Below are 26,055 nucleotides of genomic sequence, written 5' to 3'. Positions count from 1 at the left end.
CCCATAACTTCCAACCCATACCCCATAACTTCCAACCCATACCCCATAACTTCCAACCCATAACGCATAACTTCTAACCTATAACCTCATAACCATAGGGCCCAAAAAAAAATCGCCATCTCTTGAGATGGCGATTTTTTATATTAGTTTGCAGGGCTTCCGTATAAATCGAATTCTGTTGCTTCATCAATAGTGATGGTAGCAAATTCTCCAATTTTTAGGTAGTGCTTAGTTGCGTCAATTAAAACTTCGTTATCAACATCTGGGCTGTCAAATTCCGTACGACCAATGAAGTGATTTCCTTCTTTTCTGTCGATGATACAACGGTAAGTTTGTCCAATTTTTTCCTGGTTTAATTCCCACGAAATTTGAGCTTGAATCTCCATGATTTCGTTTGCTCTTTCTTGTTTTACTTCCTGAGGAACGTCATCTTCTAAAGAGTAAGCATGGGTGTTTTCTTCATGAGAATAGGCAAAACAACCTAAACGCTCAAAACGCATTTCTTGTACCCAATCTTTCAAGATTTGGAAATCTTCTTCTGTTTCTCCAGGGTATCCAACAATTAAAGTTGTACGAATAGCCATTCCTGGTACAGCAGCTCTAAACTCATTTAATAATTTTGTTGTCTTTGCTTGTGTTGTTCCACGGCGCATCGATTTCAAAATATTATCTGAAATATGTTGTAACGGAATATCAATGTAATTACAAATTTTAGGCTCGCGCTTCATTAATTCCAATACATCCATAGGGAAACCTGTAGGGAAAGCATAGTGTAGGCGAATCCATTCGATACCTTCTACTTTTGTTAAGTTTTCAAGTAACTCTGCTAAGTTTCTCTTTTTATATAAATCTAGTCCGTAATACGTTAAATCTTGGGCAATAAGAATTAATTCTTTTACGCCATTTTTAGCTAGTCCTTCCGCTTCTTTTACCAATTTTTCAATAGGCTGAGAAATGTGTTTTCCACGCATAATAGGAATCGCACAGAAACTACAAGGGCGGTCACATCCTTCTGCAATTTTTAAATAGGCATAGTTTTTAGGTGTTGTTGTTAAACGTTCACCTAAAAGCTCATGACGGTAATCAGCACCTAAAGCTTTCAAAAGAAGAGGTAAATCTGTAGTTCCGAAGTATTGATCCACATTTGGAATTTCAGCTTCTAAATCAGGTCTGTATCGCTCAGATAAACATCCTGTTACAAAAACTTTATCAACAACCCCTTGTTCTTTTTTATCTACGTATTCTAAAATAGTATTAACTGATTCTGCTTTTGCATTGTTGATAAAACCACAAGTGTTGATTACAATGATATTCGCTTCCTCGTTTGTCGCTTCGTGTGTAACGTCTTTACCACTAGCTTTTAATTGTCCCATTAACACTTCACTGTCGTAAAGGTTTTTAGAGCAACCTAGGGTTACAACGTTTATCTTGTTCTTTTTTAAAGATTTAGTTCTCATTTGTTTGAAAAAAATTGGACTGCAAAAGTACATTTTTTTTCTATATAGCGAAGAAGCTTTGTGAGAATTATAAGAAGTGTTGAGGTTATCTAAAATGATTCCGTTTTAGAAAGGATGTGGATGCGTGAGACTTAAGGAAATAAAAAAAGTGGCTAACTCCAAAGAGCAGCCACTTTATTGTGGTATAAAGAAGTGAATTTACAGTTTGAAAATTCCTCCAAATGCTATAATTGTCTCACCAAACCAGAAGTTGTGGAAAGCTTTGTCTTTTTTGCTAGCTGTTGTACGTACATCATACATATCGATATATCCTCCTTTTAACTCTGCTTGAACGAAGAAGTGTTTAAAGAACGTTACGTTTAAACCTGCTTTTGCAGAAAAACCTAAACCAGAAACGTGAAATTCATCATATCGATCTTTACCTAACAAGGTTGTATTTGTTTTAGGATAGATGATACCAAATCCAAGACCTTCTGTAACATTCACCTGGATTTTATCTGTATTGTAAATGCGGAATAATTTCGAGATATCATCTACGCGGTTTACTTCAACATTCAAATAGTTTAATCCATCTGTATGTTCGAATTTCAAAAATTCTTCTGTTAATTTTACTTGATCTGGATGATCAGGTACTTGTTCTCCGTATGAACCTGCACCATAATATTCTCCTGAATAATTTACAGTTTGATTTTGGCGCATCACATATTTCATGTGGTCAACACCAATAGAGATATTGTACTTATCTGTAATAAAGTATCCAATTCTCAAGTTCGTTTGAGGAATGGTCATACGTCCTGGATTGATATAATCAACGTGCCATCCTTTCGGTTTATCATCTGCTTTTACATCTTTGATGGTGAAATCATAGTTTTCCCCTCTAAAACGGATGTCTGAATTGGTATAATATCCTCTGTTTCCTCCCCAGTATATGTAAAATTTACCTTTATTTGAGGCTGTATAACGCAAAGGCGTAGTTGCTGTTTCTTGTGCAAATCCCACTGTAGTTGCCAACAAGCATACACTTGCAAAAAGTTTAAAAAAGGCTTTCATTAGTTTGATTTTTTTTAATTCCTTAAAATTTTGATGCAAAAATACAATAAAAAAATCTCTTTAAGAGTTTATCCTTAAAGAGATTCATAGTATTAAAAATTCTAAATACAATTAGAAATTGATGACATAAGATAAGGTTACCCAATTTTCTTTCATTTTCCAAGTCGCATTATCGTATAAGTTATTTACTGTCATATCTAGTACATTGGTAGTATATGAACGAGCAGTGTGTGAGTACGCTAAGTCTAATCTTGAATCTCCAAATTCATAACCAATACCTGCTGAAAAACTGTTTAAGTCTCCCATATATTTGATGTTTTTATATGGACTTTCCTCAAATCGATATCCTCCACGAAGACTTACTTGTTTGATTCTGTATTCTCCACCAATGCGGAATTCACTCGCTGTTTTCATTTCAGTGCTATAGAAATCATTCATGATGCTATAACCACCGTCATTTTTAGGTCTGAATTGATTGTTGCTATAATCTTTAATACTATAGTCCACACTAATTAACCCTCTTTTATTGAAGACATAAGCCAAACTTCCAGTGTATTTTGCTGGAGTTTTTAAATTATAGCGTTCAAAAATATTAGTCACTGCAGGATAAACAGCATAGGCTTTAGCATCCCCAACTACATTTGTAGCAACTCCCTGTGTAATTTCATCACGTAGGCTATACCAAGTAGGAGATTCATAAGCAACCCCCGCTCTTAATTCATCCGTAATCTGACCAATTACCCCTAAATTAAAAGAGAATCCAGTACCATAGGTGTAAAGTTGATTGGTATACGTAATAGATTTTACCATTCCAGCAGGTAAGTCACTGCGGTTGATTTCCACAGCATCTGAGGTTTGTTTGTAATCAAATAGGTGCAAATTTAAATTGGCTCCCACAAAGATACGATCCCCTAATTGTGCTGAAAAGTTACCTGAGAACTTACTGTTGTATCCGTCAGTACTTACATATTTTCCTTGAGTATAGGTATCTTGGTTTGTTCCGAAATTAGCCTCATACTCACCATCTTTACTTCCTTTATTCAAGATGAATGTTTCATGAGCTAAATAGGTTTGTTGTCCAGGATAGTTGGCAATATACCCCGCATTAATATAATCCTGATTTTGGTTGTTTCCAGGTACTAATACACGATGCGGAACCTGATATCCATTGGCTAATTGATAAAAGTACTCGCCTAAAGAGTTTGTTTGCCCTGTTCCCATGATGCGGTAATCGTTGTTCAGGTTTTTAGTACTTTCATAGTTTACTCCAACAGCAAATTTTCTCATTGTTGCTTGAGCATCATTGGAATTAAAAACGAAAACAGCGCCCAACTGACCTACATCAAGTCCTGTATAGTTTTTCGACTCGCTGTTGTTTAGGTAATTTGTTTTATTACTCTTATTAGCTAATGATAGACTGAAAGAAGCTTGGTTATAGTTGAATATAGCACTTCCTGCAGGGTTAATCTTAAGGGCAGATAAGTCTCCTCCAACTGCACCAAATGCTCCACTCATTCCTTTGAAACGAGCTGTACCGTTCATATCCGATTCTGAATATCTCGAAATATCTAACGGGTTTATTTCTTGTGCCTGTATCGCTCCAATTGTCAAAAGTGAAGCGCTTAATCCAAAAATAAATTTATTTATATACATAGGTATGATCAAATAGGTTAATGTAATTATCTGCGAGAACTACTACTGCTTCTGCTACTTCCGCCGCCGCTGTAACTGCTTCTTGAAGCACCACTACTACCGCTGCTATAGCTGCTTCTTGAACTACTACCGCTGTTATAATTGCTTCGAGAACTACCGCTGTTGTAATTACTTCTTGAGCTACTATTGTTGTTATAACTTCTAGAACTGCTAGAAGAATTAGAACGGCTGTAGTTGCTATTCGATGAATTAGTGTTGTATGATCTGTTGTTATAATTGCTGTTTGAATTCCCTCTTGAATAGTAACTATTGTTGTAGTTTGTATTGCTATAACTAGAACGACTTCTACTGTTTGTTGAGGTAGACGTTGGTCTAGTGCCCTGATAAGTAGATCGGCTGTAATAACTTCTTGAGTTACCACTGCTATTTAAATTGTTTGATCGACTATAGTAGCTATTGTTTCTTCCGCTATTTCCATTCGGATAGGATCTAGAATTCGAATACGAAGATCTAGAACCTCTTGGATAATAGTTGTTGGTGTAATATCCATGAGAGTAGTATGGAGAATAATATCCGCCATAGTACGGTGAACCCCAATAATAGTTATTGTACCAAGGTCTATAATAGCTGTTCCAACCCCATCCAAATCCAATACTTAATCCCCATCCACCGCCATAGTAATATGGATCGTAGAACGGATCATAATAACCATAGCCCCAATACGGTCTGTAGTTATTGTTATAATAGTTTACTTGAATGCTAGAAGGTTCTGTTCCCCATGAACCATAACTAACTGCCTTATTCGGTATATTATTCAATATACTGTCATTTACAGGTGAATTATAGGCATTGACATCCGTGAAATATTCCATATCTTGGTTAAGAGATGCAAAATAGTTCTCATAGTAATTACCCGAATCATTACCTGCATAGGGATCGGCTTGTGTGCTCTGTCCATAAATACCATCTTGATTGTAAGAAGCATTATGGTATGAGCCACAAGAAATAGCGAATCCTCCTAGAAGTAAGAAAAGGCTGATTCTTCTCATGCTTATTGTTTTTTGAAGAATTGTAGTCATTTTCGATGGGAATTTAATTGTTGTTAAAAACAAATTTAGTTACTTTTGTGGAATTATTATAGTTAATTAAGAGTTAAACAACTTAACTGCTAATATATTAAAAATGAGCAAGAATATTACTAAGAGAAGTGAGGACTATTCGAAGTGGTACAATGAGCTTGTAGTAAAAGCTGATTTGGCCGAAAATTCGGGAGTTCGAGGATGTATGGTTATTAAGCCATATGGCTATGCTATTTGGGAGAAAATGCAAGCAGAGTTAGACAAGAAGTTCAAAGAGACTGGACATCAAAATGCGTATTTCCCCTTATTCATCCCCAAATCTTATTTTAGTAAGGAAGCTAGCCACGTAGATGGATTTGCAAAGGAATGTGCAGTAGTTACACATTATCGCTTAAAGACAGGAGAAGACGGAAAAACAATTGAAGTAGATCCAGAAGCAAAGTTAGAGGAAGAGTTAATCGTTCGTCCTACGTCAGAAACCATTATTTGGGATACGTATAGAAAGTGGATTGAATCATACCGTGACTTACCTATTTTAGTGAATCAATGGGCTAACGTTGTACGTTGGGAGATGAGAACGCGTTTGTTCTTGAGAACGGCTGAGTTTTTATGGCAAGAAGGACATACCGCTCATGCAACAGAAAAAGAAGCAGTAGCAGAAGCAGAACAAATGCTAGATGTATATGCTGATTTTGCTGAGAATTTTATGGCTATTCCAGTTGTAAAAGGATTTAAAACAGAAAATGAGCGTTTTGCTGGTGCAATTGAAACGTATTGTATTGAAGCATTAATGCAAGATGGTAAAGCACTACAAGCAGGAACGTCACACTTTTTAGGGCAAAACTTTGCCAAAGCGTTTGATGTGAAATTTACAAGCCAAGAAGGAAAACAGGAATATGTATGGGCAACTTCATGGGGGGTAAGTACAAGATTAATGGGAGCATTAGTCATGACGCATTCCGATGATAATGGATTAGTTTTACCTCCAAACTTAGCGCCGATTCAAGTTGTAATTGTTCCGATTCACAGAACTGATGAGCAATTAGAAGAGATTCGCGAAGAAGTGAAGAAAGTAACGGATCAATTTAAAAAGCTGAATATTTCATTTAAGTTTGATGATCGTACGACATTCAAACCAGGATGGAAGTTTAATGAATATGAGTTGAAAGGTGTGCCATTGCGTGTCGCTATTGGGCCGAAAGACTTAGAAAACGGTACATTTGAGGTAGCGCGTCGCGATACATTCACAAAAGAGATTGTAGCCAAAGACGATATCGTTACGTATGTACAGGATATGTTGGAAGAAATCCAATCGAATTTATTTAATAAAGCAAAGACTTATAGAGATTCGCATATCACAGAAGCGAATTCTTTTGAGGAGTTCAAAGATTTATTAGAAAATAAAGGAGGATTTATTTCTGCGCATTGGGATGGTACAATTGAGACAGAAGAAAAGATAAAAGACCTTACAAAGGCTACAATTCGCTGTATTCCAATTGATAGAAAAGAAGAAGATGGAATTTGCATCCTAACAGGAGCGCCTTCTAAAGGAAGAGTGTTGTTTGCAAAAGCGTATTAGAAATAAAAATTTTTGTTTTTTCTCTTGCGGGTTTAAAAATATATTGTACTTTTGCATCCGCGTTAGATAAACAAAATGGTCCGTTCGTCTAGGGGTTAGGACGCCAGGTTTTCATCCTGGTAACAGGGGTTCGATTCCCCTACGGACTACAATTCTTTTGAAACTAACGCATTTTGGTCCGTTCGTCTAGGGGTTAGGACGCCAGGTTTTCATCCTGGTAACAGGGGTTCGATTCCCCTACGGACTACACGTTCTTTTATAGAAATTATACCGCATTTTGGTCCGTTCGTCTAGGGGTTAGGACGCCAGGTTTTCATCCTGGTAACAGGGGTTCGATTCCCCTACGGACTACAGATTCTTTTAGAATTACAATATGCATTTTGGTCCGTTCGTCTAGGGGTTAGGACGCCAGGTTTTCATCCTGGTAACAGGGGTTCGATTCCCCTACGGACTACAAGATTCTTTCGAGAATCACAATATAATTTTTGGTCCGTTCGTCTAGGGGTTAGGACGCCAGGTTTTCATCCTGGTAACAGGGGTTCGATTCCCCTACGGACTACAAGATTCTTTCGAGAATCGCAATGGATTTTTTGGTCCGTTCGTCTAGGGGTTAGGACGCCAGGTTTTCATCCTGGTAACAGGGGTTCGATTCCCCTACGGACTACAGAAAAAAATAGTATAGACTTAATAAAATATTTAAAAAATGGCAAATCATAAGTCAGCTTTAAAAAGAATTAGAAGTAACGAAAAAAAGAGAGTATTAAACAGATATCAGCATAAAACTACACGTAACGCGATCAAAGCTTTACGTTTGATTGAAGATCAAAAAGATGCTGCTGATAAATTACCTGTAGTTGTTGCAATGATTGATAAATTAGCAAAGAAAAATATCATTCATGCAAACAAAGCTTCTAATTTAAAATCTAAATTAACAAAACACGTTGCTGCTTTATAAGAAGCAATAGGTTGTGTTTATAGAAGACATACACTAAGCTCTCAATTCCATGAGGGCTTTTTTTGTTTATACTATACATTTCAATGAATACTAATATAATTTTAAAATCCTTTTATGACACAAATTAGGAATATTGCAATTATCGCACACGTTGACCATGGTAAGACTACAATGGTAGACAAAATATTACACCACTGTCAGTTATTTCGTGAAAATGAAACTTCTGGAGAGTTGATTTTAGATAACGAGGATATCGAAAGAGAAAGAGGAATTACAATCGTTTCAAAAAACGTATCTGTAAGTTATAAAGGAACTAAAATTAATATTATCGATACTCCAGGACACGCGGATTTTGGTGGAGAAGTAGAGCGTGTATTGAATATGGCTGATGGTGTTCTTTTAATTGTAGATGCTTTTGAAGGACCAATGCCACAAACTCGATTTGTACTACAAAAAGCAATTAGCTTAGGGTTAAAACCATGTGTAGTTATCAATAAAGTAGATAAAGAAAACTGTACACCAGAAGAAGTACACGAAAAAGTATTCGACTTAATGTTCGAATTGGGTGCTGAAGAATGGCAAATGGATTTCCCAGCAGTTTATGGTTCTGCTAAAAACAACTGGATGTCTACAGATTGGAAACAACAAACAGACTCTTTAGAGCCATTATTAGACATGGTTTTAGAGCATATCCCTGCTGCTGAAGTTAGAGAAGGTACTGCTCAAATGTTGATTACATCATTAGATTACTCAACGTTTACAGGACGTATCGCTATCGGTCGTTTACACCGTGGAATCTTAAAAGAAGGAATGAATATTTCTTTGATTAAGAGAGATGGTAAAATCGTGAAATCTAAAATTAAAGAATTACATACATTCGAAGGTTTAGGTCGTAAAAAAGTTGCGGAAGTATATGCTGGTGATATTTGTGCGGTTGTAGGAATCGAAGGATTTGAGATTGGAGATGTTATCGCTGATTTCGAAAATCCAGAAGCATTGCCAACAATCACAATTGATGAGCCAACAATGAGTATGTTATTTACAATTAATGACTCACCATTCTTTGGTAAGGAAGGTAAATACGTTACTTCTCGTCACATTAAAGATCGTTTAAATAAAGAATTAGAGAAAAACTTAGCGTTGCGTGTGAACGAAACGGATAGTGCGGATAAATTTATGGTATTCGGACGTGGTGTATTACACTTATCTGTTTTGATTGAAACAATGCGTCGTGAAGGATATGAACTTCAAATTGGTCAACCACAAGTAATCATCAAAGAAATTGATGGTGTGAAATGTGAGCCAGTAGAGGAGTTGACGATTGATATTCCAGAGAACTTATCAGGTCGTGGAGTAGAATACGTGACGTTGAAAAAAGGAGAAATGTTAAGTATGGAACCAAAAGGGGACCGTATGATTATTAAATTCTTAGTACCTTCTAGAGGTATTATCGGTTTGAGAAATCAATTATTAACAGCAACTGCGGGTGAGGCAATTATGTCGCACCGTTTCTTAGAATATCAACCATACAAAGGAGAAATCGCTGGACGTATCAATGGTTCTTTAATCTCTATGGAAAATGGAAAAGCTATTCCTTATTCTATTGATAAATTACAAGATCGTGGTAAGTTTTTCGTTGATCCAAACGAGGATATCTACGAAGGACAAGTTATCGGTGAAAACTCTCGTGGAGATGATATGACAGTAAACGTTACGAAAACGAAAAAGTTAACAAACGTTCGTGCATCTGGATCAGATGATAAAGCAAAAATTGTTCCGGCAATTAAATTCTCATTAGAGGAAGCTTTAGAGTACATCCAAAAAGACGAGTACGTTGAGGTAACACCAAAATCACTTCGTTTGAGAAAAATCTTCTTGAAAGAAACGGATCGTAAGAGAAATAAAATCTAAGCGTTTAATCGTTTTTGATACTAGAATCCAGAGGAATTGTTCCTCTGGATTTTTTTTTTGCCTCATAATAAAGTAACAGTTCCAATGAAATCTTTTTTTAAGTAAATGAATGTTTTATTGTATGTATATGTGATGAGTACTTGCCTTTTAGATTGGGAACTAATGTGTTAATTAGTAAAAAATTAATATTTAAGAAATATTGAGGTAACGTTAAAAAGCGTTATTTAGAAAATGTAAATTTTAGTTTCTTGAATAATCTAGTAAATCAAACGGGGGATTTGAATGTATTTTATATTGTTCAAGCCCATACCAATCCTGAGCAACTTAAACGGTTAATAGACCGTTTATATGCGCCTAATGTTCATTTTCTTATTCACATTGATTTGAAAAGTGATCTTACTCCTTTTCAATCAATCTGTGAGGGAGAGCATATTCGATTTATTGAAAATCGAGTGAATTGTATATGGGGCGATTTTTCACAAGTACAAGCTACTTTAAATCTTATTCACGGGGTGGCTGAGTACCAACCTTCGCCTTTTGATCGTGTGGTCCTTATTAGTGGGCAAGATTATCCACTTCAACCAGCCGCTACTATTCAAGCCTTTTATGAAAAAAATCGCGCTGTCGATTTTATGGAAAAGTTTGTGGCACAAGATGTACACCCTCGTCCATATCTCAATTTTAGAGGATTTAAGGTGAATAAGAGTGATAAAAGAGGAGATTATGTCATCTTCAAAAAGAATAAAATATCCGGATTGTATAAATCCATTTTTAAAGGGTGTTTTAAGTTTTCGTATTTGAAGTATTTATTTACGCAAAAGGAATTAGATCCCGCAATTGTTTTTTATAAAGGATCTTCTTGGTGGGCTTTGCGGTATGATACACTAGATAAAATCATGAGCTTGTATCAAGAAAATTACGCGGAATACTATTATTTTTTTCAGACGAGTTTTTGTGCAGATGAATATTTTTTTCAAACACTATTAACCGAGGTAATGAAAAAGGACCTTAGTGTTCAGGTTGAAGGTGTTTTGACTTTTGTTGATTGGGATAGAAAGGGAGTGCCTTTACCTGTTACTTTTTCTATGGAGGATGGTGAACTTTTAAAACAAGCCGCATCTAAAGGTTATTTATATGCTAGAAAGTTCAATCCTCAACGTGATGGGCAAATTCTAACCTGGCTCGACCAAGAATTATTGACGGATGAAAGGTAAATCTTAGAAGAAGACTTATGGAATAAGTGCTTAGAAAAAGGGAGATTCATGTTTTTGCCGTATCTTTGCAGCGTAATTTTACTTTCAAAAAGTAAAGGTTACTAGTAAAATAATTAGTTTAATATGATACAGGAAAACCTAGAAAATAAAGCATTAACAGAAGGACGCGTATTACCTTTGATGGAACAGTTTTACACTATTCAAGGAGAAGGTTTTTATTCGGGTCATGCGGCTTATTTTATTCGTTTAGGAGGATGTGATGTTGGTTGCCATTGGTGTGATGTAAAAGAAAGTTGGGATGCTGAATTACATCCATTAACAGCAGTTGAAAAAATAGTTTCTGATGCATCAGCCGTAGCTAATTTGGCTGTTATTACAGGAGGTGAGCCTTTGATGTATAACTTGGATTATCTAACGAAAAAATTAAAAGAAGCAGGTTTAAAAACCAATATAGAAACTTCAGGTGCTTATGAAATGTCAGGTGATTTTGACTGGGTTTGCTTGTCGCCAAAGAAAGCAAAACTTCCCACAGCTAGCGCTTATGCTGCCGCTAATGAATTAAAAGTAGTGATTTACAACAAACACGATTTTATTTTTGCAGAAGAGCAAGCCGCTAAAGTCAATAAAGATGCGTTATTATTGTTGCAAACGGAATGGAGTAAACGCGCCGTAATGATGCCTTTGATTATTGAGTATGTGAAGAAAAATCCACAGTGGAAAATTTCATTACAAACGCATAAATACTTGGATATTCCTTAACATAGCTTTATATTTACTCCTACAAAAGAATAATAATTATGAAAAAAATTGTAATCGTAGCTGCATTTATGTTAGCGGGGCATTTCGGTTTTGCGCAGGATGCTGCTTACAAAGCGGATGCTGAGAAATACATGGAAGTTAGTGGGCAAATGAAAGCTTTTGACTATATGACAGAAGATATCATCCAAAACATTCCAGAAGAAAAAAGAGCAGAATTTAAAAAAGAATTCGATGTAAGCTTAAAAGAGTTCAAATCGAACATGGCTAATATTTACATTGAAGAGTTTACACATAATGAAATCAAAGAATTGATTAAATTATATGAAACGCCAGTTGGAAAAAAATTATACGAAAAAAATAAAGTTTTGTATGATAAAGGACAACAAGTTGGAATGGAATGGGGAGCTAGCATTCAATCAATCATGATGAAATACGTGCAAATGTAAATCAAGATATAAAAAAAGCCTAAGCAATATGCTTAGGCTTTTTTTATTATTAACGATTAATCGTTAATCGAGCGAGGTAATCAAAATTTTCCCCCTCGTATAGTATTTCGCAATGTAAGCCACAGCCATGTGCTGCGTTTTGAAGCGTGTTGTAGTCTAAATAGAGCCATGGAAAGGCATCTTCTGTTTCTCCTTTGTATTCCACGCTAAAAACTAATTCTCCATAGTAGTCTTTGTTGTCCATCGGAATCCATTTTCCACCATCTTCATCCTCGTCAAACATATAGATTAAATCCGAACTATCGATTAAGATTTGCCCACCAGAGGCTAGTAAGCTTTTTAGATGTTCTAAATAGGTAGTAATGTGAATCAATCTTCCAAAAATTCCCGTTCCATTCATCAAGAGTAGAATTGTATCGTATTGCTCATTTTTAATGTCAAGGATATTGGCGGTTTTCGTGTTTTTTACACCTCTCAATTGACAAGCTTCAATGGCTTTTGGAGAAATATCAATAGCCGTAACATCGAGATTTTTTTCTTGTAGATAAAGCGCATGAGAACCTGCTCCACAACCTACATCTAGAATTTTTCCCTTACTTTTTTTCAAGGCAATTTGCTCCAATTCTGGCATGTCTTTATAGGAGCGAAACCAGTAAGAGACTTCCATTTCCTCTGCTTCAGATATGTCTGTTTCAGTGAGAATTATCGCTGGTTTTTTAGTGACTTGATATTCTAATATTGCTTGGCCAATAAGGTCTTTCATTTTTTTGATGATTTTTGATCTATAAAAAAGGGAGTTGTTGTAATTTTGTCCTTCAAAATATAAAGGAATGAATAAAATACTGCAACAGCTTCCAAAGTTAGCCAAAGATAAGCATAATGAGAATAAAAAATATTTGGCAAAGCTACAAAAGAAAGCACCCAAAGATCTGGATTATCAAATGCAAGAAATCCACAATGCAGTATTTAAAAAGACAGACTGCTTATCTTGTGCCAATTGTTGTAAAACAACGGGCCCTTTATTTACTAGTGCAGATATTGAGCGAATCAGCAAGCATCTGCGTCTAAAACCCCAACAATTTATCGATCAATATTTGAGAATTGATGAAGATAACGACTATGTTTTACAACAAGTACCTTGTACCTTTTTGGATGCAGAAAACTACTGTATGATCTACGATGTACGCCCTAAAGCTTGCAGAGAGTATCCTCATACCGATCGCAAGAAATTTCAACAAATTGCCAATCTTACGTTACAGAATGTAGCAATCTGTCCAGCTGCTTATGAAGTAGTGGAACAAATGAAAAAGAAAATTGTGGTCAAATAAAGAATGACTAAATAAAGAAATACTCTTCGTCTGTATCTTCAAAAAGAGCAGAAGCTTCTTCTGTAAGATCTTCAATTTTAGCTGAGAAATAGTCGAGAATATCTAAAACGACTTCTTTTATTTTTTCAAAAATACTCAAGGCATCCTCTAAATAATCTTTGATTAATTGAAAGAAGTCAAGAATTCCATCGATTAAATTCACTATATATTCTCCTAGATTCATAACGCAGTTTGTTTTAGTTTTACTCAAATGTAAGTAAAAAAAACAAGGTGAAGTGCGATGAATTGCAATTTAACTCAACCAATCTTTCAATAAAGGTATGTGTGCTTTGCTAACGAAAATAGGGTATTGGTCGTCGCTTTGAACGTTTAAAACCAGTTCTATTTTCTGACTTGTATGGCGAATAACTTCTTTAATTGCATGGATATTGACAATAAAACTGCGGTTAATTTTAAAAAACGTTTTGGCATCTAGTTTGTCAATCACATCCTTGATGGTATCATCATAAATGAAGCGTTCGTCTTGAAAAGTATGCAAGAATAAATGCTTTCCTGAAGCAAATAAATAAGCTATTTCTGGGGTTTCTATTGATTTTAAGCGGTGACCATCGTGAAGTAGAAAACGATCTTTAAGCTTGTTATTTGATGCATCTTCGTTTTCCTGTTTCGGAAGTTGTTCCTCTTGTAAGCGCTTGGTAATAGTCACATATTTAAGGAGTACCTCGTCTAATGCATATTTGTCAAAAGGCTTGAGAATATACCCTATGGCAAATTGTTTGAAGGCTTCAATCGCATAGTTATCGTAAGCTGTAATAAAAACAACCGGACTTTTAACTGCAATTTTGTCGAAGATTTCTAAACTTTTTCCATCGCCTAAGTGAATGTCCATGAAGATGAGGTCAACGGTATGTTGAAAAAAGAAAGTCGTAGCTTCTTTGATAGAAGAAAGCATGACAATATCACTAACCGCAACGGGAAGGATTTCTTGGGTAAGTAATAATTTCTTTAGATAATTTGCTGCTAGAGCTTCATCTTCAACTATGGCTATACGCACCTTTTTTTTGGTAAAAGTACTAAAAAGTTAGCCGTTCTAAAAATGAGATTTTTTTCCGTGATGATAAGCCATAAAAAAAGCTACCATTTCTGGTAGCTTTTTGCAGTGTCACCGGCTATAAATTTGGGTTGTTTTCTCTTGCTTTTCTTGGGAAAGGCAAGGTATAACGCGGATCGTTTTGTTGTAGTGTAAATTCTTCGTTACCTAGCTTGTGAACAATTTTCTTTTGATCTAACCTTCTCAAGTCAAACCAGCGTTGACCTTCAAATGCAAACTCTCTGAAACGCTCTTCTAGGATATATTTTTTGTATGCTGTTTGGTCGAACGATTTTAGTTGTTCTACCCTAGCAGTTACAGCTTCCGCTTTATAGCGATTTTCGATAATCGGCTCAAGGGTTGCTGTTGCTTGATCTAATTGATTTAAGAAGATATAAGCTTCCGCTTTGATGAAGTATAATTCAGCTGTTCGGAAGGAAATCTTAGTATCCCCATTTCCTGTTTTAACCAAAACTAGATTTCCGTCTAAATCATCAAAAGAAGATGTATAACGAAGATCGTTTGTTTGATCATAACTGGTTTTTAATTCTTCAGAAGCAAAAACAAAAGATTTATATGATGTTTTAAATACATCTTCTAAATTCATAATTGATTCTACCGATTTGAAGTGGGCCACAGATTCTTTTGTATCTGCATTTAAGTTTTGTAGTGTATTTTTGATTGCTAATGCACTTTCAGCACTCACAATTGCCGCTTCAAATTTCTTTTGGTATAGATTTACACGCGCTTCTAAAGCAAAAAGAGCCAACTTAGAAAAACGGTAATTCATTCCCGCGTCATAAGTAGTTACTTTCAACTTGCTTTTCGCTGCGTCAATATCAGCATGAATTTGGTTGTATACTTCTGCTACGGTTGATTTAGGTCTTTTATTATCTAAATCTACTTCGTTTAAGATGACAATACCTGGTTCTGTCACAGCAGTAGCTGGATCATATGGCTTAGCAAAGAAGTTTACTAAGTCGAAATAAGCCATAGCACGTAGCGCATGTGCTTCACCTAAAAGTTGCTCTTTTGTATCTCCCGTTTGCATTGTTCCAGTACCATCGTTAATGGTTTGATTAGCATAGAAAATAACTTTGTATAAGTCTTGGTATCCATACTCTCTTGTTCCATCACTTGGGCTTTGATCGTTGTATACAAATACATCACGAATTTCAGCGAAGTCACTGTTGTCCATTACTGGAACCTGAACTTCATCTGTACGTATAGTCGTTAGCGCCTTGTGACGAGGGTACGCAAAGTAAGCAGTTGTGATTAATTTTCTATAATCATCCGTTGATTTTGGAATAATTTTTCCTTCTGGCTCAATATCTAAGTACTTATCACAACTTGCAGTGTATAAACCTAAGCTTAGACATCCGATAAATAAAAATAGTCTTTTCATAATATACAAAGGGTTAGAAGGTTATGTTTAATCCTAAAGAGAATGATCTTTGGATTGGTTGTGCGTAAATATTTCCATACGTTTCTGGATCAAAGTACCCTTTGTAATCAGTTCCAAATACAAATAAGTTTCTTCCCTCAACAGTAAAACGCACATTTTCTAAACGCAATTTATCTAGTACTGCTCTTGGTAAAGTATAGCCTAAACGCAAGCTACTAATACGAATATAGCTAGTTTCTTTTGTCCAAATATCTAGATAGTTGTAATAGTTAATAGGTGCTCCACCGTAATCAAACCATTTTGTTAACATCCAGTTATCTGTTCCATCATATGCGTCATTTCCAGTTAATCCTGGTAAAGTTCCGCCAGTATTGATTGGAGTCCACATGTCTAACACTTCTTTCGTATAGTTTCTTCCTGGGTCAACTAAGGCTGAATTATAAGAAGGTGTACGTGTCACCATCTGTTTTAAGTTGAACGCAGCAGAAATAGTGAAGTCAAAATTGTTGATTTTGAATGTATTGATGATACCTCCAGTAAATTTAGGATCTCTATCTCCAGCATATGTAAACAATTCTCTTGATTGTTCAGGTGTCAATTTAGAGTCAACCATATAACCTGGCATGATTTCTTCCCAAGAATCGTATAATTGGAAAAATTCTTTAGCAGATACTTTTTCTCCACCTTGCCAGAATAAGATATTTCCTTTGTCATCTAACCCTGCTGTTTTCAAGACAAAAGCAGAATTTACAGCATGTCCTTCTCTTGATGGTAAATATTCACCATCATTTACTTGAATACGATCTACTCTACTCTTATTATGTGCAAAGTTGAATGTTGTGCTCCAAGAGAAATTAGGACGTACGATATTTCTTGTTGTTAATGAAATTTCATACCCTTTGTTAGATACTTGTGCCCAGTTCATATTGGTAAACTCAAAACCTGTTTCAAAAGGCAAAGCACGTAAACCAATTAAATCTGTACTTTTTCTGTTATAAGCATCAAATTCAACGGCAATTCTATTGTTGAATAAACCTAAGTCAAAACCAACGTTTGTATTCGTTGTTTTCTCCCATCTCAATGTACCATTTGGCAAGTTATTCACCTGAATTGTACTTTCTGGATAACCTGGTAGGATAGAAGAAGTACTGTATTCTCCAATTACGAAAGGAGAAGTTGTACGGTCCACATTTCCTTGTAAACCATAAGAAGCACGTAGACGTAAATTGCTGATGAAATCAACATTTTCCATGAACTTCTCATTGGATGCTAACCATGATCCTGAAATAGCCCATAAAGGTAAATATCTATATTTTGGATCTACACCAAATAGGTTGGAACCATCGTAACGTACACTTCCAAATATGGTATATTTTCTGTCATACGTATAAGAAGCTGTTGCGAAGAAAGAGGCATAGGCATCTTCTCCTTTTGTTCTTCTATATGTCTCGTATTTTTTTTGTGTTGCTTCAGAGTTTCCTTGAGGGAATAAGATCGGTTTTGTTGTTAAGGTCAAAGGATCATAACCAAAACCTTTTGATTTGATTTGTTTTCTTTCTTCTTTTCTGATTTCCATCCCTGCCATTACATCAATTTCGTGTAGATCATTGATGATGGTGTTGTACATTGCTTGGGTTTTCCAATTGTATTGGAAGTATTTATCCGAAAAGTTTTCAATAATTCCTCCTTCTGGTAAGAAGTATTTGAATTCTTTTGCAGAACTGTCATAGTATCTCGTACCTTCTCTAAATTTACGCGTGTTGTACGTTTCTTGACCTAAGTATTTTTCCGTATCACTATTGTCAATTTGTAACCCCAATTGAGAAGTGAATTTCAAGTCATCTAAGATTTGATAGTTAATATCAAAAATAGCTTTCAATGACTGGTTTTTCAATTCGTAGCTTGTATTTTGTCTTTCTTCTATGAAGTTGAATGGAATATAAGCATCTCCAAAACCATTGATATCTGGATCATATTGAAAGCTTCCATCCTCATTGTAAGGCTTTAAATAAGGATTGGCATTTCTTGAGTAGTTTGCTGGATTCACACTTGCGTCAGCATCAGCAATGAAATTGGTTTTATTGGATTGTGTTCCAAATAACGCTATACCAGCGGTTAATTTGTCTGTCAAGTGAAAGTTGTTTTTCAACGTAATATTATAACGTTCAAAACCAGTTCCAATCGTTGATCCTTCTTCATCATAGTATCCTAGGGAGAAGTAGTAATCTGAAAGATCACCTCCACCAGATAAACTCAAACCATATTGTTTGTTGAAGGTAGGACGGTATAATTCTTTACCCCAATCAGTATCTACTAATCTCAAGCGATTAATAGCGTTTTGACTTTCTTGAGATAAGGAACCGAATCCACCATTTCTATAAGCATCTAATTCGTTGTTTCGATTTAAAATTCTCGCAACTTCACCTTGGCGTGAACGAGCATTATCAATATCTGAACGTCCTGCAAGCATCAATTCTAAATCTACTTTTTCAGAAGCATTCATCAAGTTTAATTTAGAGAATTGAGGGCGCTCATTCACGAAAGTATTTGCTGTAAAGTTTACTTTCATGGCTCCTTTCTTCCCTTTTTTCGTTGTAATTACAATTACTCCATTCGCTGCTCTTGCTCCATAAATAGCAGTAGCAGACGCATCTTTAAGGATGGTAATATCTAAGATATCATCTGGGTTTAAACCAGCGATAGAAAAGTTTTGTAATTGATCGATATTATCTTTATCGTTAAAGTTAGGCACATTGTTTCCTTCTAACGGCATTCCATCAATCACCCATAATGGATCTTGAGGTCCGTTTAAAGAAGCCGTACCACGAATTCTAATTTTAGCTGGCCCACCTGGTGCTCCTGTTGGTGTAGTAACAGCAACCCCTGCAATTTGACCTGCTAACATTTGATCCACACTGGCAACCCCTGTTTGTTCAATATCAGCCATGCTAATTTGAGCAACAGAAGAAGTTAATTTTCGTTTTTCAATCGTTTGATAACCTGTGATGACAACTTCATTTAAGATGTTTTCATCTGTTCCTAAAGCAACATTATAATGTGTCTTAGTAGTTAAATTGATTAATTTAGAAGCATAGCCAATAAAGCTTACGCGAATGGCTTTTGTTTCTTTTGGAATATCAAGGGTAAAATTACCATCGAAATCGGTCATTGTTCCAATACTTGTACTTTCAATGATTCCCTTCTGACCCGTTTCTGTTGATACACTTTGTGTTTCAACAATAACAGATGCTCCTGGTAATCCCGATTTGTCGCTTGCATCTTGAACAAAACCTGTAATCGTTCTTTTCTCTTGTGCTAGAGCAAGAGTTAGGGTAAAGAACGAAAATAAAAGAAATAGTTTTTTCATTTTCTTGAATATGTAAGGCTGTTAGTTTAAATACCTAATGCTTGATTAATTCTGTTTGCTAAATCAGCATAGTGTGCTCTTGTCGCTGCATCACCTGATTTTGCTTTTTTGCTAACAAGTTTTTGAATAGCGAATAATTCACCTTTCTTGTAACTTGTAACCTCTGAAACGCGTTTCATTACAGTATAGTTGATGTTGCGCAACTGGTCATCGTTCAACGAAACTCTACACAATGTTGGCATTTGTAAAGATTGCTCAAGGATTAATCCTTTTTTGTTTGTTTTTTCAAATAGTTTGTTCACATCAATAATCAACGCATCTACGTAATTCTTCTGTGTCATTCGTTCTAAAATTGACAGTGATTTCCCTTTTTTAGTAGGAGCAAAGATCTCACTTCTCAATTGATTGAATAGCTCTTGAACAGTATATACTTTTTCCCCTTGCGTTTGCGTTTGTAAGGCTTCTCCTTCTAACAAACGAAGTAGACGTTCATCCATTAACATATGGTAAATCGCCGTATACTGTAATTCTCTTGCCAAAGAGTATGGTGAATATTCGTATGGACCAACCGGAGAATCTTTTAAGCTGTACGTTTTTTCATTGATGTCATTGAAAAATAACCAGTTTGGAATGGTAAGAACATGTTTGCTCAAATATTCAACGGCTCTTTTCTGTGTTTCGTAAGGCACGGGTTGATATGCTTTTTTGTTGTTTCCGTATACAGCATGATCTAAATAAACACCACCAATGTTCGACAAAACATGTTGATTATACATTTGCCATTGTCCAATAGCGCCCATGTATAATTTTCCAGCTTCATAATAATCTTCTCCTTGGTCGTAGGTCCATGGAATAATATTATCTACTACTATTTTTAAATTCTTTAAACCATATTCACTTGCTTTCATTGCATCGTTTCCTAAATCTTCTGATTGAGATCTTGGGTCTACAATGTTCAAGTAACTTTGTTGTTCTCCGTAAAAATACATTGGATCATCTTGATGATCTTCAATCATTTTACGCAACGATTTTTTCTCTTCTTCTTGTGTTGGGTACCAACGGTATCCCCATTCAATAGCATATTTATCGTATAATCCAATTTGAGGAGTAATTGCTGTTACTTTATCTTCGGGTTGTGCTACATAATTATAACGAGCATAATCCATAATAGAAGGAGCAGTTCCACCCATTTGATCCGTAAATGTCTTAGAACGTAGTGAATCCACAGGGAAAGCAAATGAAGCCCCCATATTGTGTTTCAATCCAAAAGTATGTCCCACTTCGTGCGAAGAAACAAAGCGAATTGCGTCTCCCATATGGTCATCACTGAATTTATTTGCTCTTGCTTTTGCATCTATAGGCCCAGTCTGAATACGCATCCAGCTATGAACCGAGGTCATTACGTTGTGCCACCAAATAATATCCGATTCAATAATCTCTCCACTACGTGGATCAATAACTGATGGTCCCATCGCATTTGATTTTGGAGATGCTGCATAAGTAATTACAGAGTAACGCACATCATCTACATCAAAATCCTTGTCTTCTGCTGTTGGCTCTTTTGCAAGAATTGCATTTTTGAATCCTGCTTGCTCAAAAGCAACTTGCCAATCGTGAACACCTGCAATAATTTTGTCTCTCCACTGAGGAGGAGTTGCTGGATCGATATAATATACAATTGGTTTTTTAGGCTCTACTAATTCTCCACGAAGGTATCGCTCTATATCTTCTTCTTTAGGCTCCATTCTCCATTTGGTAATGAATTCCTTTTCGTCCATTTTATGTTGAGCATCGCTGAAATACCAATGTTTTTCTGTAAAGAATCCCACGCGTTTATCTGCAATTCTCGGTTGCATCGGTTCTTTAGACAAAAGTACGATATTCGTCGTAACTCCCATAGAAACAGGTACATCACCCGAACCTTCATTGACAGTCGTTGTCATCATTGACTTCACCACAATATTCTCCGGAAATGTTTTGATTCCTTCTATATACGATAAATTCGTTTTGATAGAAGTTGGTAAGCTTAATCCAGATAAAACATCATTGAAACTCTTTTGATTTCCATCAAAAACTTTGTTTACCTTAATTACGGTAGCAGTAGAATCAGGACTTTGTGTTTCGATATCAAAAACCTCTAAAACAGATTCAATAAAGTTATCTGTAACAGAGCGCGTGATAGCATCTTCTTTTGGAGAAGATACACGAGGTGTTTCTGTCTTTACCCAAATTTTATTAGCTAATGTGTCTTTGTGAAACGTAATTAATTTGTTCTCATAGTTCATCCCCTTATTCGCCCCAGCATCATTAATCTCTAATGGTACTTGTGAAAGTTTGTTTACCAACAAAAACTGACGGTTTAATAAACTATCCGGTATTTCAAAATAAACATCCGTTTTGACTTGAATAACATTAAATAGCCCTTTGGTGTAAGTTCCCTTTTTTATTAAATCAGCGTAATTGTTCTCTTTCGTATCAGTAGAGTCTTTTTCTTTGTCTTTTCCCTTCTCTGCTTTCTTTTCAGTCTTCTTGTCTTTGGCATATAACAAGCCTGTTGGCGTTTGTGTCAAACAACCCAGTAATGCTAAAGTACTGATACTTAGTTTAACCGTGTTTCGATTCATTACAATGTTAAGTTTAAGTTAAGTAAGGGATAAAGCTAAAGCAGTTCTCGTTAAACTTAAAATTTTCAGGAGTGAGTGGATTTATTTCGGGAGTGAATGGATATTTTAACAATTGAGCAAAGGAAATACACAAATAAAAGTCTCATTTTGTGAATAGGCTTGATGCGTATCTACTTGATAATATTGGTAAATCGAAGCAATATAAAATAATCCAAATCCTTCACTTTCTTCTTTTTGCTCTTTGAGTTGAATATTGTTCAAAACAGTTGCCGATTCGTTGGTCAATATAATTTGAATAGATAGAGGAGCGTCCAAAGTCGCAATATTGTGCTTCATTGCATTTTCTACTGCAATTTGTAGCGCGAGATAAGGAAGTTTCGTCTTTGTCGGTGCTTGTCGTTCATCGAGTACTTCAAAGTGAAGTTCTTTGGGAAAACGAATACTTTGTAAGGCAATATATTGTTCAATGAATTTTAGCTCTTGATCCAATTCAACTAAATTACTTGCAGGAGATTGAATGAGGTAACGATATGTATTACTCAAATTTAAAGTGAATTTTTGTGCAAGTTCACTATCAAGCATAATGAGCATATAGAGTGAATTAAGCGAATTGAAAAGGAAATGAGGGTTGATTTGATTTTTCAATTGCTTTAACTGCATCAAGGCCTTTTCTTTATTCAACTTCTCTTGTTCTACTGCTAGTTTTTCTTTTTCTCTATAGGCACGTTTGCTCTCTTCATTAAAAAAATAAAGCAAGAGTAAAATGATAGAAATCGAACTGATAAAAATTAAATAGGTATTGCGCTTCAAAGGAATTACATTTTCATCGACATTGACTTTTGGAAAGTTAATGCTGATGTACCCTTTAAATGTTTCCGAATTAAAAGCAGTGAAAAAGCGATAAACTTCGAGTTGTAAAAACTCAGATTGAACGACTTTCGGTGTAGATTTATTATCCTTATTTGCCGTGGTGTCTTGACTCGTCGTAGAAGAAACTTCAAAGATGTTTTTTCCAACTAAATCCAATTCAGGGTGATAAATACAAGTGCCGTCTGTAGCAAAAATATAAGCGTAGTTAGGCGTTGTAATATCTATTGTAGTCAAGTGTTTGTGCAATTCCTTTAAATCAAAAATAAACCCCGTTAAGATTCGCTTATTTTCTCGTTGTATACTATTCCAACAAATCCAATATAAATTGCCATTGATACGAACGAAATGATTGACTTTCGTTTCGTTTTTATTTTGAATCAATTGTTGTACAAGAAGATTGTCAACAGGTAATAAGGTAGTAGAGGTGAGGTTGTGTTCTTCGATATGTTGAGTAGAATCTACAACAATATACCAATTATAACTGGGGATGTTGTGGTAATGCTGTAATTCGTTGATGACCTTGTATTTGGAGTCGAGTTGATCAAAAGGAGTTTGTTGTACAACATCTGTTAGCATGGTCAGCTGGGTATCAATCATTTTAAATTCCTCTTCTAAGGCATTTTTACGATGATTGAAGCTTTTTTTGATGATATCTTGATACGTTTCTTCATAGCTGCTGTTGATGGAAATACTTAGAAATAACATAGCGATTGAAGTAATACTTACAATGGCGATAGCTATACTAAGGAGGGTTCTACGAGAAAACAGCAGTTGTTTCATAAGAAGAGGAGATTAATTTGAATATAAAAGGTAAGGTGCTCGCGTATGCTCGAAAGCACGTAATCCCGATTGCCAAGTTTGACGTATTTCATCTTCTGTTTTTCCTGCGATGATTTGCTGTTTTAATGCATCCGTTCCGGCTAATTTAATAAAGAAATTAGTAAAGAATTTGTCCTTATTTTTCGATTGATGATAAGCTTTTAAAAGCCAAGTTAACTCCAATCGAGTTACTGGATTGATTTGCGATAAGTTTTCTCCATAGCACAACTTGCCATTGTTCATTGGATCTTTTGCGCCAGCATTGGGTTTTGGAGTGAAGCTATAAGGCATTTGCTGTAAAAATGGAGAACCGTAAATCTGAAATTGCAAATTCGTTCCACGTCCGGAACTAACATTTGTCCCTTCAAAAAAGCACAAGCTAGCATATAAGTTAATCGCTTGATCATTTGGTAAATTAGGAGAAGGAGATACAGGAAGACTATAACTCATTTGTCTGTTGTAGTTCAAGTTGGGAATAACTGTTAAGTCTGCTTGGATTCCATTGTTTAACCATTTTTCACCGTTAATCATCAAGGCGTATTCTCCTATTGTCATTCCATGTAGGGTAGGGATTGGGTGCATACCCACAAAACTTTTGTTTTGCATCTCCAATATCGGCCCATCAACAATAGAAATATTCGGATTTGGACGATCCAATACAACAATAGGAATATTATTTTCAGCACAAGCTTCCATGACGTAATGCAAGGAAGAAATATAGGTGTAAAATCTAGCTCCCACATCTTGTAAGTCAAATACTAAAACATCAATACCAGCCAGCTGCTCTTTGGAAGGCTTTTTACTGTTGCCATAAAGAGAAATAATAGGAAGTCCCGTTTGGATATCTTTTCCATCCTTGATTAATTCCCCAGCATCTGCTGTACCTCTAAAACCATGTTCAGGGGCATAGATCTTTGTTACTTTGATTTTGTTTTGTATTAAAAAATCAACAGTTGACGTATAGGTGTTAACTGAAACATTGGAACGGACAACTCCTGTTTGGTTGGTGAGAACTCCTACTTTCTTATTTTGTAGCAAATTAAAATAAGCAACCGTATTCTCTGCTCCCACGATAATTGTAGAAACGGAACCTTCACCAATTGCTTTTTTCTCAACGGAAAAAGAATAAGAATTTACACTATAAATCAATAGCGTTACTAAGAATAATAATGTATTTTTGACTGTTGAATTTGATATCATAACAAAGTTGAAATTAGAATATTTTATAGCTAAACGGTTAGTAACTACAAAGAACCATAAAAGTAGTGTATCTGCTCCAATTATTAAAATCGCTATCACAGCAATTGCGTTAGGGATTATAATGATGTTGGTGTCTGTGGCTACGGGTTTAGGTTTAAAACACAAAATTAGAGATAAAATTTCAGCTTTCAGCAGTCATATTGTAATTACTAAATATGATTCTAATATAACGGATATTACACTTAAACCCATTGAATTAAATCAAAAGTTTTATCCTCAATTTGACAATATTGATGGCGTTAGTAAAGTACAGCCTTTCGCTTCTAAAGCAGGAATTATTCGCACAGAAAATGCCTTTGAAGGAATTGTATATAAAGGAGTAACGTCAGAGTATCAATTTGATGAAATCGCAGAGTACATCGAACAAGGTCGTTTGCCTGTTTTTGACAAAGAAGGTATGAGCAATGAAATCTTAATGTCTACTTATGTTGCCAATCGATTAGGATTCAAATTAGGAGATAAGGTTAATACCTACTTTATGAAAGATTGGGGAAATAAAGTACCTAATATTCGCCAATTTGAGATTGTAGGATTGTATAATTCCGGATTACAGCAGTTTGATGAGAATATCATTTTAGGTGATTTACGCCATGTACAGCGTTTAAATCGTTGGACTGAAAATGAGGTAGGAGGTTTTGAAGTGCTGTTGAAGAATTTTGATGAGATTGAAGAAAAAGGAAGTGAGATTTACCTGAATTTACCTTCAACTGTTGATAGTAAAACGATCGTAGAAAAGTATGAGAATATTTTTGGATGGTTGGATATGTTTGATTTTAACATTAAAGTCATCATCATTATTATGATTGCCGTGGCGTCAATTAATATGATTGTAGCATTATTAGTATTGATTTTAGAACGCACCCAAATGATTGGTATGTTGAAAGCATTAGGAGCAACAAATTGGAGTGTGAGAAAAATATTTTTATACAATGCTTTTTACCTTATTGGAAAAGGATTGCTATATGGTAATGGCATCGGTTTAGGATTGCTTTTCCTTCAAAAATATACTGGAATTATCAAGCTGGATCCAACGTCTTATTATGTTCGAGAAGCCCCCGTGTTGATTCGCTTGACTGATGTATTATTACTGAATGTAGGAGTCATTGTCATCGCTATGCTAGTGTTGTTGATTCCTTCGTATTTAATTACAAAAATATCGCCCGTAAAGGCTATTCGATATGATTAAAAA

Annotated in this window: 20 protein-coding genes and 6 tRNA genes; 14 read left to right on the top strand and 12 right to left on the bottom strand. The window is 35.4% G+C overall.

Annotated elements, in window-relative coordinates:
- Window positions 1-143: 143 nt before the first annotated feature.
- The 4 genes from rimO to ACUTSE_RS16700 form a co-directional block, all read right to left on the bottom strand.
- A complete protein-coding gene (gene rimO / locus ACUTSE_RS16715) occupies window positions 144-1,457 on the bottom strand; it encodes a 30S ribosomal protein S12 methylthiotransferase RimO (RefSeq protein WP_002987420.1) in 1,314 nt (437 codons plus the stop codon).
- Between the two features lie 198 nt (window positions 1,458-1,655).
- Window positions 1,656-2,507, bottom strand: coding sequence for a hypothetical protein (locus ACUTSE_RS16710; protein WP_002987418.1), 852 nt, complete (start codon window positions 2,505-2,507; stop codon window positions 1,656-1,658).
- A gap of 111 nt (window positions 2,508-2,618) precedes the next feature.
- Window positions 2,619-4,160: an OmpP1/FadL family transporter gene (locus ACUTSE_RS16705; RefSeq protein WP_445641057.1), complete on the bottom strand. Its 1,542-nt coding sequence runs from the start codon at window positions 4,158-4,160 to the stop codon at window positions 2,619-2,621.
- Window positions 4,161-4,186: 26 nt separating this feature from the next.
- Window positions 4,187-5,209, bottom strand: a complete 1,023-nt coding sequence (locus ACUTSE_RS16700; RefSeq protein WP_445641056.1) for a hypothetical protein — start codon at window positions 5,207-5,209, stop codon at window positions 4,187-4,189.
- A 133-nt stretch (window positions 5,210-5,342) separates the two neighbouring features.
- Here ACUTSE_RS16700 and proS point away from each other — a divergent pair, with 133 nt between their 5' ends.
- The 12 genes from proS (at window position 5,343) to ACUTSE_RS16640 (ending at window position 12,103) form a co-directional block, all read left to right on the top strand.
- Entirely contained in the window at window positions 5,343-6,818 is a 1,476-nt protein-coding gene (gene proS, locus ACUTSE_RS16695) for a proline--tRNA ligase (RefSeq protein ID WP_002987412.1), read from the top strand.
- 77 nt (window positions 6,819-6,895) lie between these two features.
- Window positions 6,896-6,967: transfer RNA gene (locus ACUTSE_RS16690), tRNA-Glu, on the top strand.
- A gap of 26 nt (window positions 6,968-6,993) precedes the next feature.
- Window positions 6,994-7,065 (top strand) — tRNA-Glu (locus ACUTSE_RS16685).
- 32 nt (window positions 7,066-7,097) lie between these two features.
- Window positions 7,098-7,169 (top strand) — tRNA-Glu (locus tag ACUTSE_RS16680).
- A gap of 31 nt (window positions 7,170-7,200) precedes the next feature.
- Window positions 7,201-7,272, top strand: a tRNA-Glu gene (locus ACUTSE_RS16675).
- A 33-nt stretch (window positions 7,273-7,305) separates the two neighbouring features.
- Window positions 7,306-7,377, top strand: a tRNA-Glu gene (locus ACUTSE_RS16670).
- Between the two features lie 33 nt (window positions 7,378-7,410).
- Window positions 7,411-7,482, top strand: a tRNA-Glu gene (locus ACUTSE_RS16665).
- A 39-nt stretch (window positions 7,483-7,521) separates the two neighbouring features.
- Window positions 7,522-7,773, top strand: coding sequence for a 30S ribosomal protein S20 (rpsT, locus tag ACUTSE_RS16660; protein WP_002987410.1), 252 nt, complete (start codon window positions 7,522-7,524; stop codon window positions 7,771-7,773).
- Window positions 7,774-7,887: 114 nt separating this feature from the next.
- Entirely contained in the window at window positions 7,888-9,684 is a 1,797-nt protein-coding gene (gene typA, locus ACUTSE_RS16655) for a translational GTPase TypA (protein WP_445641055.1), read from the top strand.
- A gap of 248 nt (window positions 9,685-9,932) precedes the next feature.
- Complete coding sequence (locus ACUTSE_RS16650) at window positions 9,933-10,898, top strand: beta-1,6-N-acetylglucosaminyltransferase (protein WP_445641054.1); 966 nt, start codon at window positions 9,933-9,935, stop codon at window positions 10,896-10,898.
- A 123-nt stretch (window positions 10,899-11,021) separates the two neighbouring features.
- A complete protein-coding gene (locus ACUTSE_RS16645) occupies window positions 11,022-11,657 on the top strand; it encodes a 7-carboxy-7-deazaguanine synthase QueE (protein WP_002987404.1) in 636 nt (211 codons plus the stop codon).
- A 38-nt stretch (window positions 11,658-11,695) separates the two neighbouring features.
- Complete coding sequence (locus ACUTSE_RS16640) at window positions 11,696-12,103, top strand: DUF2059 domain-containing protein (protein WP_445641053.1); 408 nt, start codon at window positions 11,696-11,698, stop codon at window positions 12,101-12,103.
- A gap of 49 nt (window positions 12,104-12,152) precedes the next feature.
- On the opposite strand, the gene ACUTSE_RS16635 is transcribed toward ACUTSE_RS16640, so the two are convergent.
- A complete protein-coding gene (locus ACUTSE_RS16635; protein WP_445641052.1) occupies window positions 12,153-12,866 on the bottom strand; it encodes a class I SAM-dependent methyltransferase in 714 nt (237 codons plus the stop codon).
- A 67-nt stretch (window positions 12,867-12,933) separates the two neighbouring features.
- Here ACUTSE_RS16635 and ACUTSE_RS16630 point away from each other — a divergent pair, with 67 nt between their 5' ends.
- A complete protein-coding gene (locus tag ACUTSE_RS16630; protein WP_445641051.1) occupies window positions 12,934-13,431 on the top strand; it encodes a YkgJ family cysteine cluster protein in 498 nt (165 codons plus the stop codon).
- A gap of 7 nt (window positions 13,432-13,438) precedes the next feature.
- On the opposite strand, the gene ACUTSE_RS16625 is transcribed toward ACUTSE_RS16630, so the two are convergent.
- The 7 genes from ACUTSE_RS16625 to ACUTSE_RS16595 form a co-directional block, all read right to left on the bottom strand.
- Entirely contained in the window at window positions 13,439-13,654 is a 216-nt protein-coding gene (locus tag ACUTSE_RS16625; RefSeq protein WP_445641050.1) for a hypothetical protein, read from the bottom strand.
- 69 nt (window positions 13,655-13,723) lie between these two features.
- The gene (locus ACUTSE_RS16620) at window positions 13,724-14,485 is read right to left on the bottom strand and encodes a LytR/AlgR family response regulator transcription factor (RefSeq protein ID WP_445641049.1); all 762 of its coding nucleotides are present in this window, start codon (window positions 14,483-14,485) and stop codon (window positions 13,724-13,726) included.
- 115 nt (window positions 14,486-14,600) lie between these two features.
- Entirely contained in the window at window positions 14,601-15,926 is a 1,326-nt protein-coding gene (locus ACUTSE_RS16615; RefSeq protein WP_445641048.1) for a RagB/SusD family nutrient uptake outer membrane protein, read from the bottom strand.
- A gap of 13 nt (window positions 15,927-15,939) precedes the next feature.
- Complete coding sequence (locus tag ACUTSE_RS16610; protein WP_445641047.1) at window positions 15,940-19,293, bottom strand: SusC/RagA family TonB-linked outer membrane protein; 3,354 nt, start codon at window positions 19,291-19,293, stop codon at window positions 15,940-15,942.
- A gap of 26 nt (window positions 19,294-19,319) precedes the next feature.
- Window positions 19,320-21,917 (bottom strand): zinc-dependent metalloprotease, encoded by a 2,598-nt coding sequence (locus tag ACUTSE_RS16605; protein WP_445641046.1) that lies wholly within the window; start codon window positions 21,915-21,917, stop codon window positions 19,320-19,322.
- 105 nt (window positions 21,918-22,022) lie between these two features.
- Window positions 22,023-23,567: a histidine kinase gene (locus tag ACUTSE_RS16600; protein WP_445641045.1), complete on the bottom strand. Its 1,545-nt coding sequence runs from the start codon at window positions 23,565-23,567 to the stop codon at window positions 22,023-22,025.
- Window positions 23,568-23,579: 12 nt separating this feature from the next.
- Window positions 23,580-24,806 carry an exo-beta-N-acetylmuramidase NamZ family protein gene (locus tag ACUTSE_RS16595; RefSeq protein ID WP_445641044.1) on the bottom strand — a complete coding sequence of 409 codons (1,227 nt, stop codon included), beginning with the start codon at window positions 24,804-24,806 and terminating at the stop codon, window positions 23,580-23,582.
- A gap of 7 nt (window positions 24,807-24,813) precedes the next feature.
- Here ACUTSE_RS16595 and ACUTSE_RS16590 point away from each other — a divergent pair, with 7 nt between their 5' ends.
- Window positions 24,814-26,052 (top strand): ABC transporter permease, encoded by a 1,239-nt coding sequence (locus tag ACUTSE_RS16590; protein WP_445641043.1) that lies wholly within the window; start codon window positions 24,814-24,816, stop codon window positions 26,050-26,052.
- The last annotated feature ends 3 nt before the right edge of the window (window positions 26,053-26,055 follow it).

Source organism: Myroides sp. TSA_177.3 (assembly GCF_052691955.1).
This window is presented reverse-complemented; position numbering and strand designations above follow the sequence as displayed.

What these genes read in the sequence shown, in the direction of transcription:
- ACUTSE_RS16595 (WP_445641044.1), bottom strand. Translation starts at nt 24,806, where the DNA reads ATGATATCAAATTCAACAGTCAAAAATACATTATTATTCTTAGTAACG.
- ACUTSE_RS16600 (WP_445641045.1), bottom strand. Translation starts at nt 23,567, where the DNA reads ATGAAACAACTGCTGTTTTCTCGTAGAACCCTCCTTAGTATAGCTATC.
- ACUTSE_RS16630 (WP_445641051.1), top strand. Translation starts at nt 12,934, where the DNA reads ATGAATAAAATACTGCAACAGCTTCCAAAGTTAGCCAAAGATAAGCAT.
- ACUTSE_RS16610 (WP_445641047.1), bottom strand. Translation starts at nt 19,293, where the DNA reads ATGAAAAAACTATTTCTTTTATTTTCGTTCTTTACCCTAACTCTTGCT.
- ACUTSE_RS16640 (WP_445641053.1), top strand. Translation starts at nt 11,696, where the DNA reads ATGAAAAAAATTGTAATCGTAGCTGCATTTATGTTAGCGGGGCATTTC.
- rpsT (WP_002987410.1), top strand. Translation starts at nt 7,522, where the DNA reads ATGGCAAATCATAAGTCAGCTTTAAAAAGAATTAGAAGTAACGAAAAA.
- ACUTSE_RS16635 (WP_445641052.1), bottom strand. Translation starts at nt 12,866, where the DNA reads ATGAAAGACCTTATTGGCCAAGCAATATTAGAATATCAAGTCACTAAA.
- proS (WP_002987412.1), top strand. Translation starts at nt 5,343, where the DNA reads ATGAGCAAGAATATTACTAAGAGAAGTGAGGACTATTCGAAGTGGTAC.
- ACUTSE_RS16615 (WP_445641048.1), bottom strand. Translation starts at nt 15,926, where the DNA reads ATGAAAAGACTATTTTTATTTATCGGATGTCTAAGCTTAGGTTTATAC.
- typA (WP_445641055.1), top strand. Translation starts at nt 7,888, where the DNA reads ATGACACAAATTAGGAATATTGCAATTATCGCACACGTTGACCATGGT.
- ACUTSE_RS16705 (WP_445641057.1), bottom strand. Translation starts at nt 4,160, where the DNA reads ATGTATATAAATAAATTTATTTTTGGATTAAGCGCTTCACTTTTGACA.
- rimO (WP_002987420.1), bottom strand. Translation starts at nt 1,457, where the DNA reads ATGAGAACTAAATCTTTAAAAAAGAACAAGATAAACGTTGTAACCCTA.
- ACUTSE_RS16605 (WP_445641046.1), bottom strand. Translation starts at nt 21,917, where the DNA reads ATGAATCGAAACACGGTTAAACTAAGTATCAGTACTTTAGCATTACTG.
- ACUTSE_RS16645 (WP_002987404.1), top strand. Translation starts at nt 11,022, where the DNA reads ATGATACAGGAAAACCTAGAAAATAAAGCATTAACAGAAGGACGCGTA.
- ACUTSE_RS16625 (WP_445641050.1), bottom strand. Translation starts at nt 13,654, where the DNA reads ATGAATCTAGGAGAATATATAGTGAATTTAATCGATGGAATTCTTGAC.
- ACUTSE_RS16700 (WP_445641056.1), bottom strand. Translation starts at nt 5,209, where the DNA reads ATGAGAAGAATCAGCCTTTTCTTACTTCTAGGAGGATTCGCTATTTCT.
- ACUTSE_RS16710 (WP_002987418.1), bottom strand. Translation starts at nt 2,507, where the DNA reads ATGAAAGCCTTTTTTAAACTTTTTGCAAGTGTATGCTTGTTGGCAACT.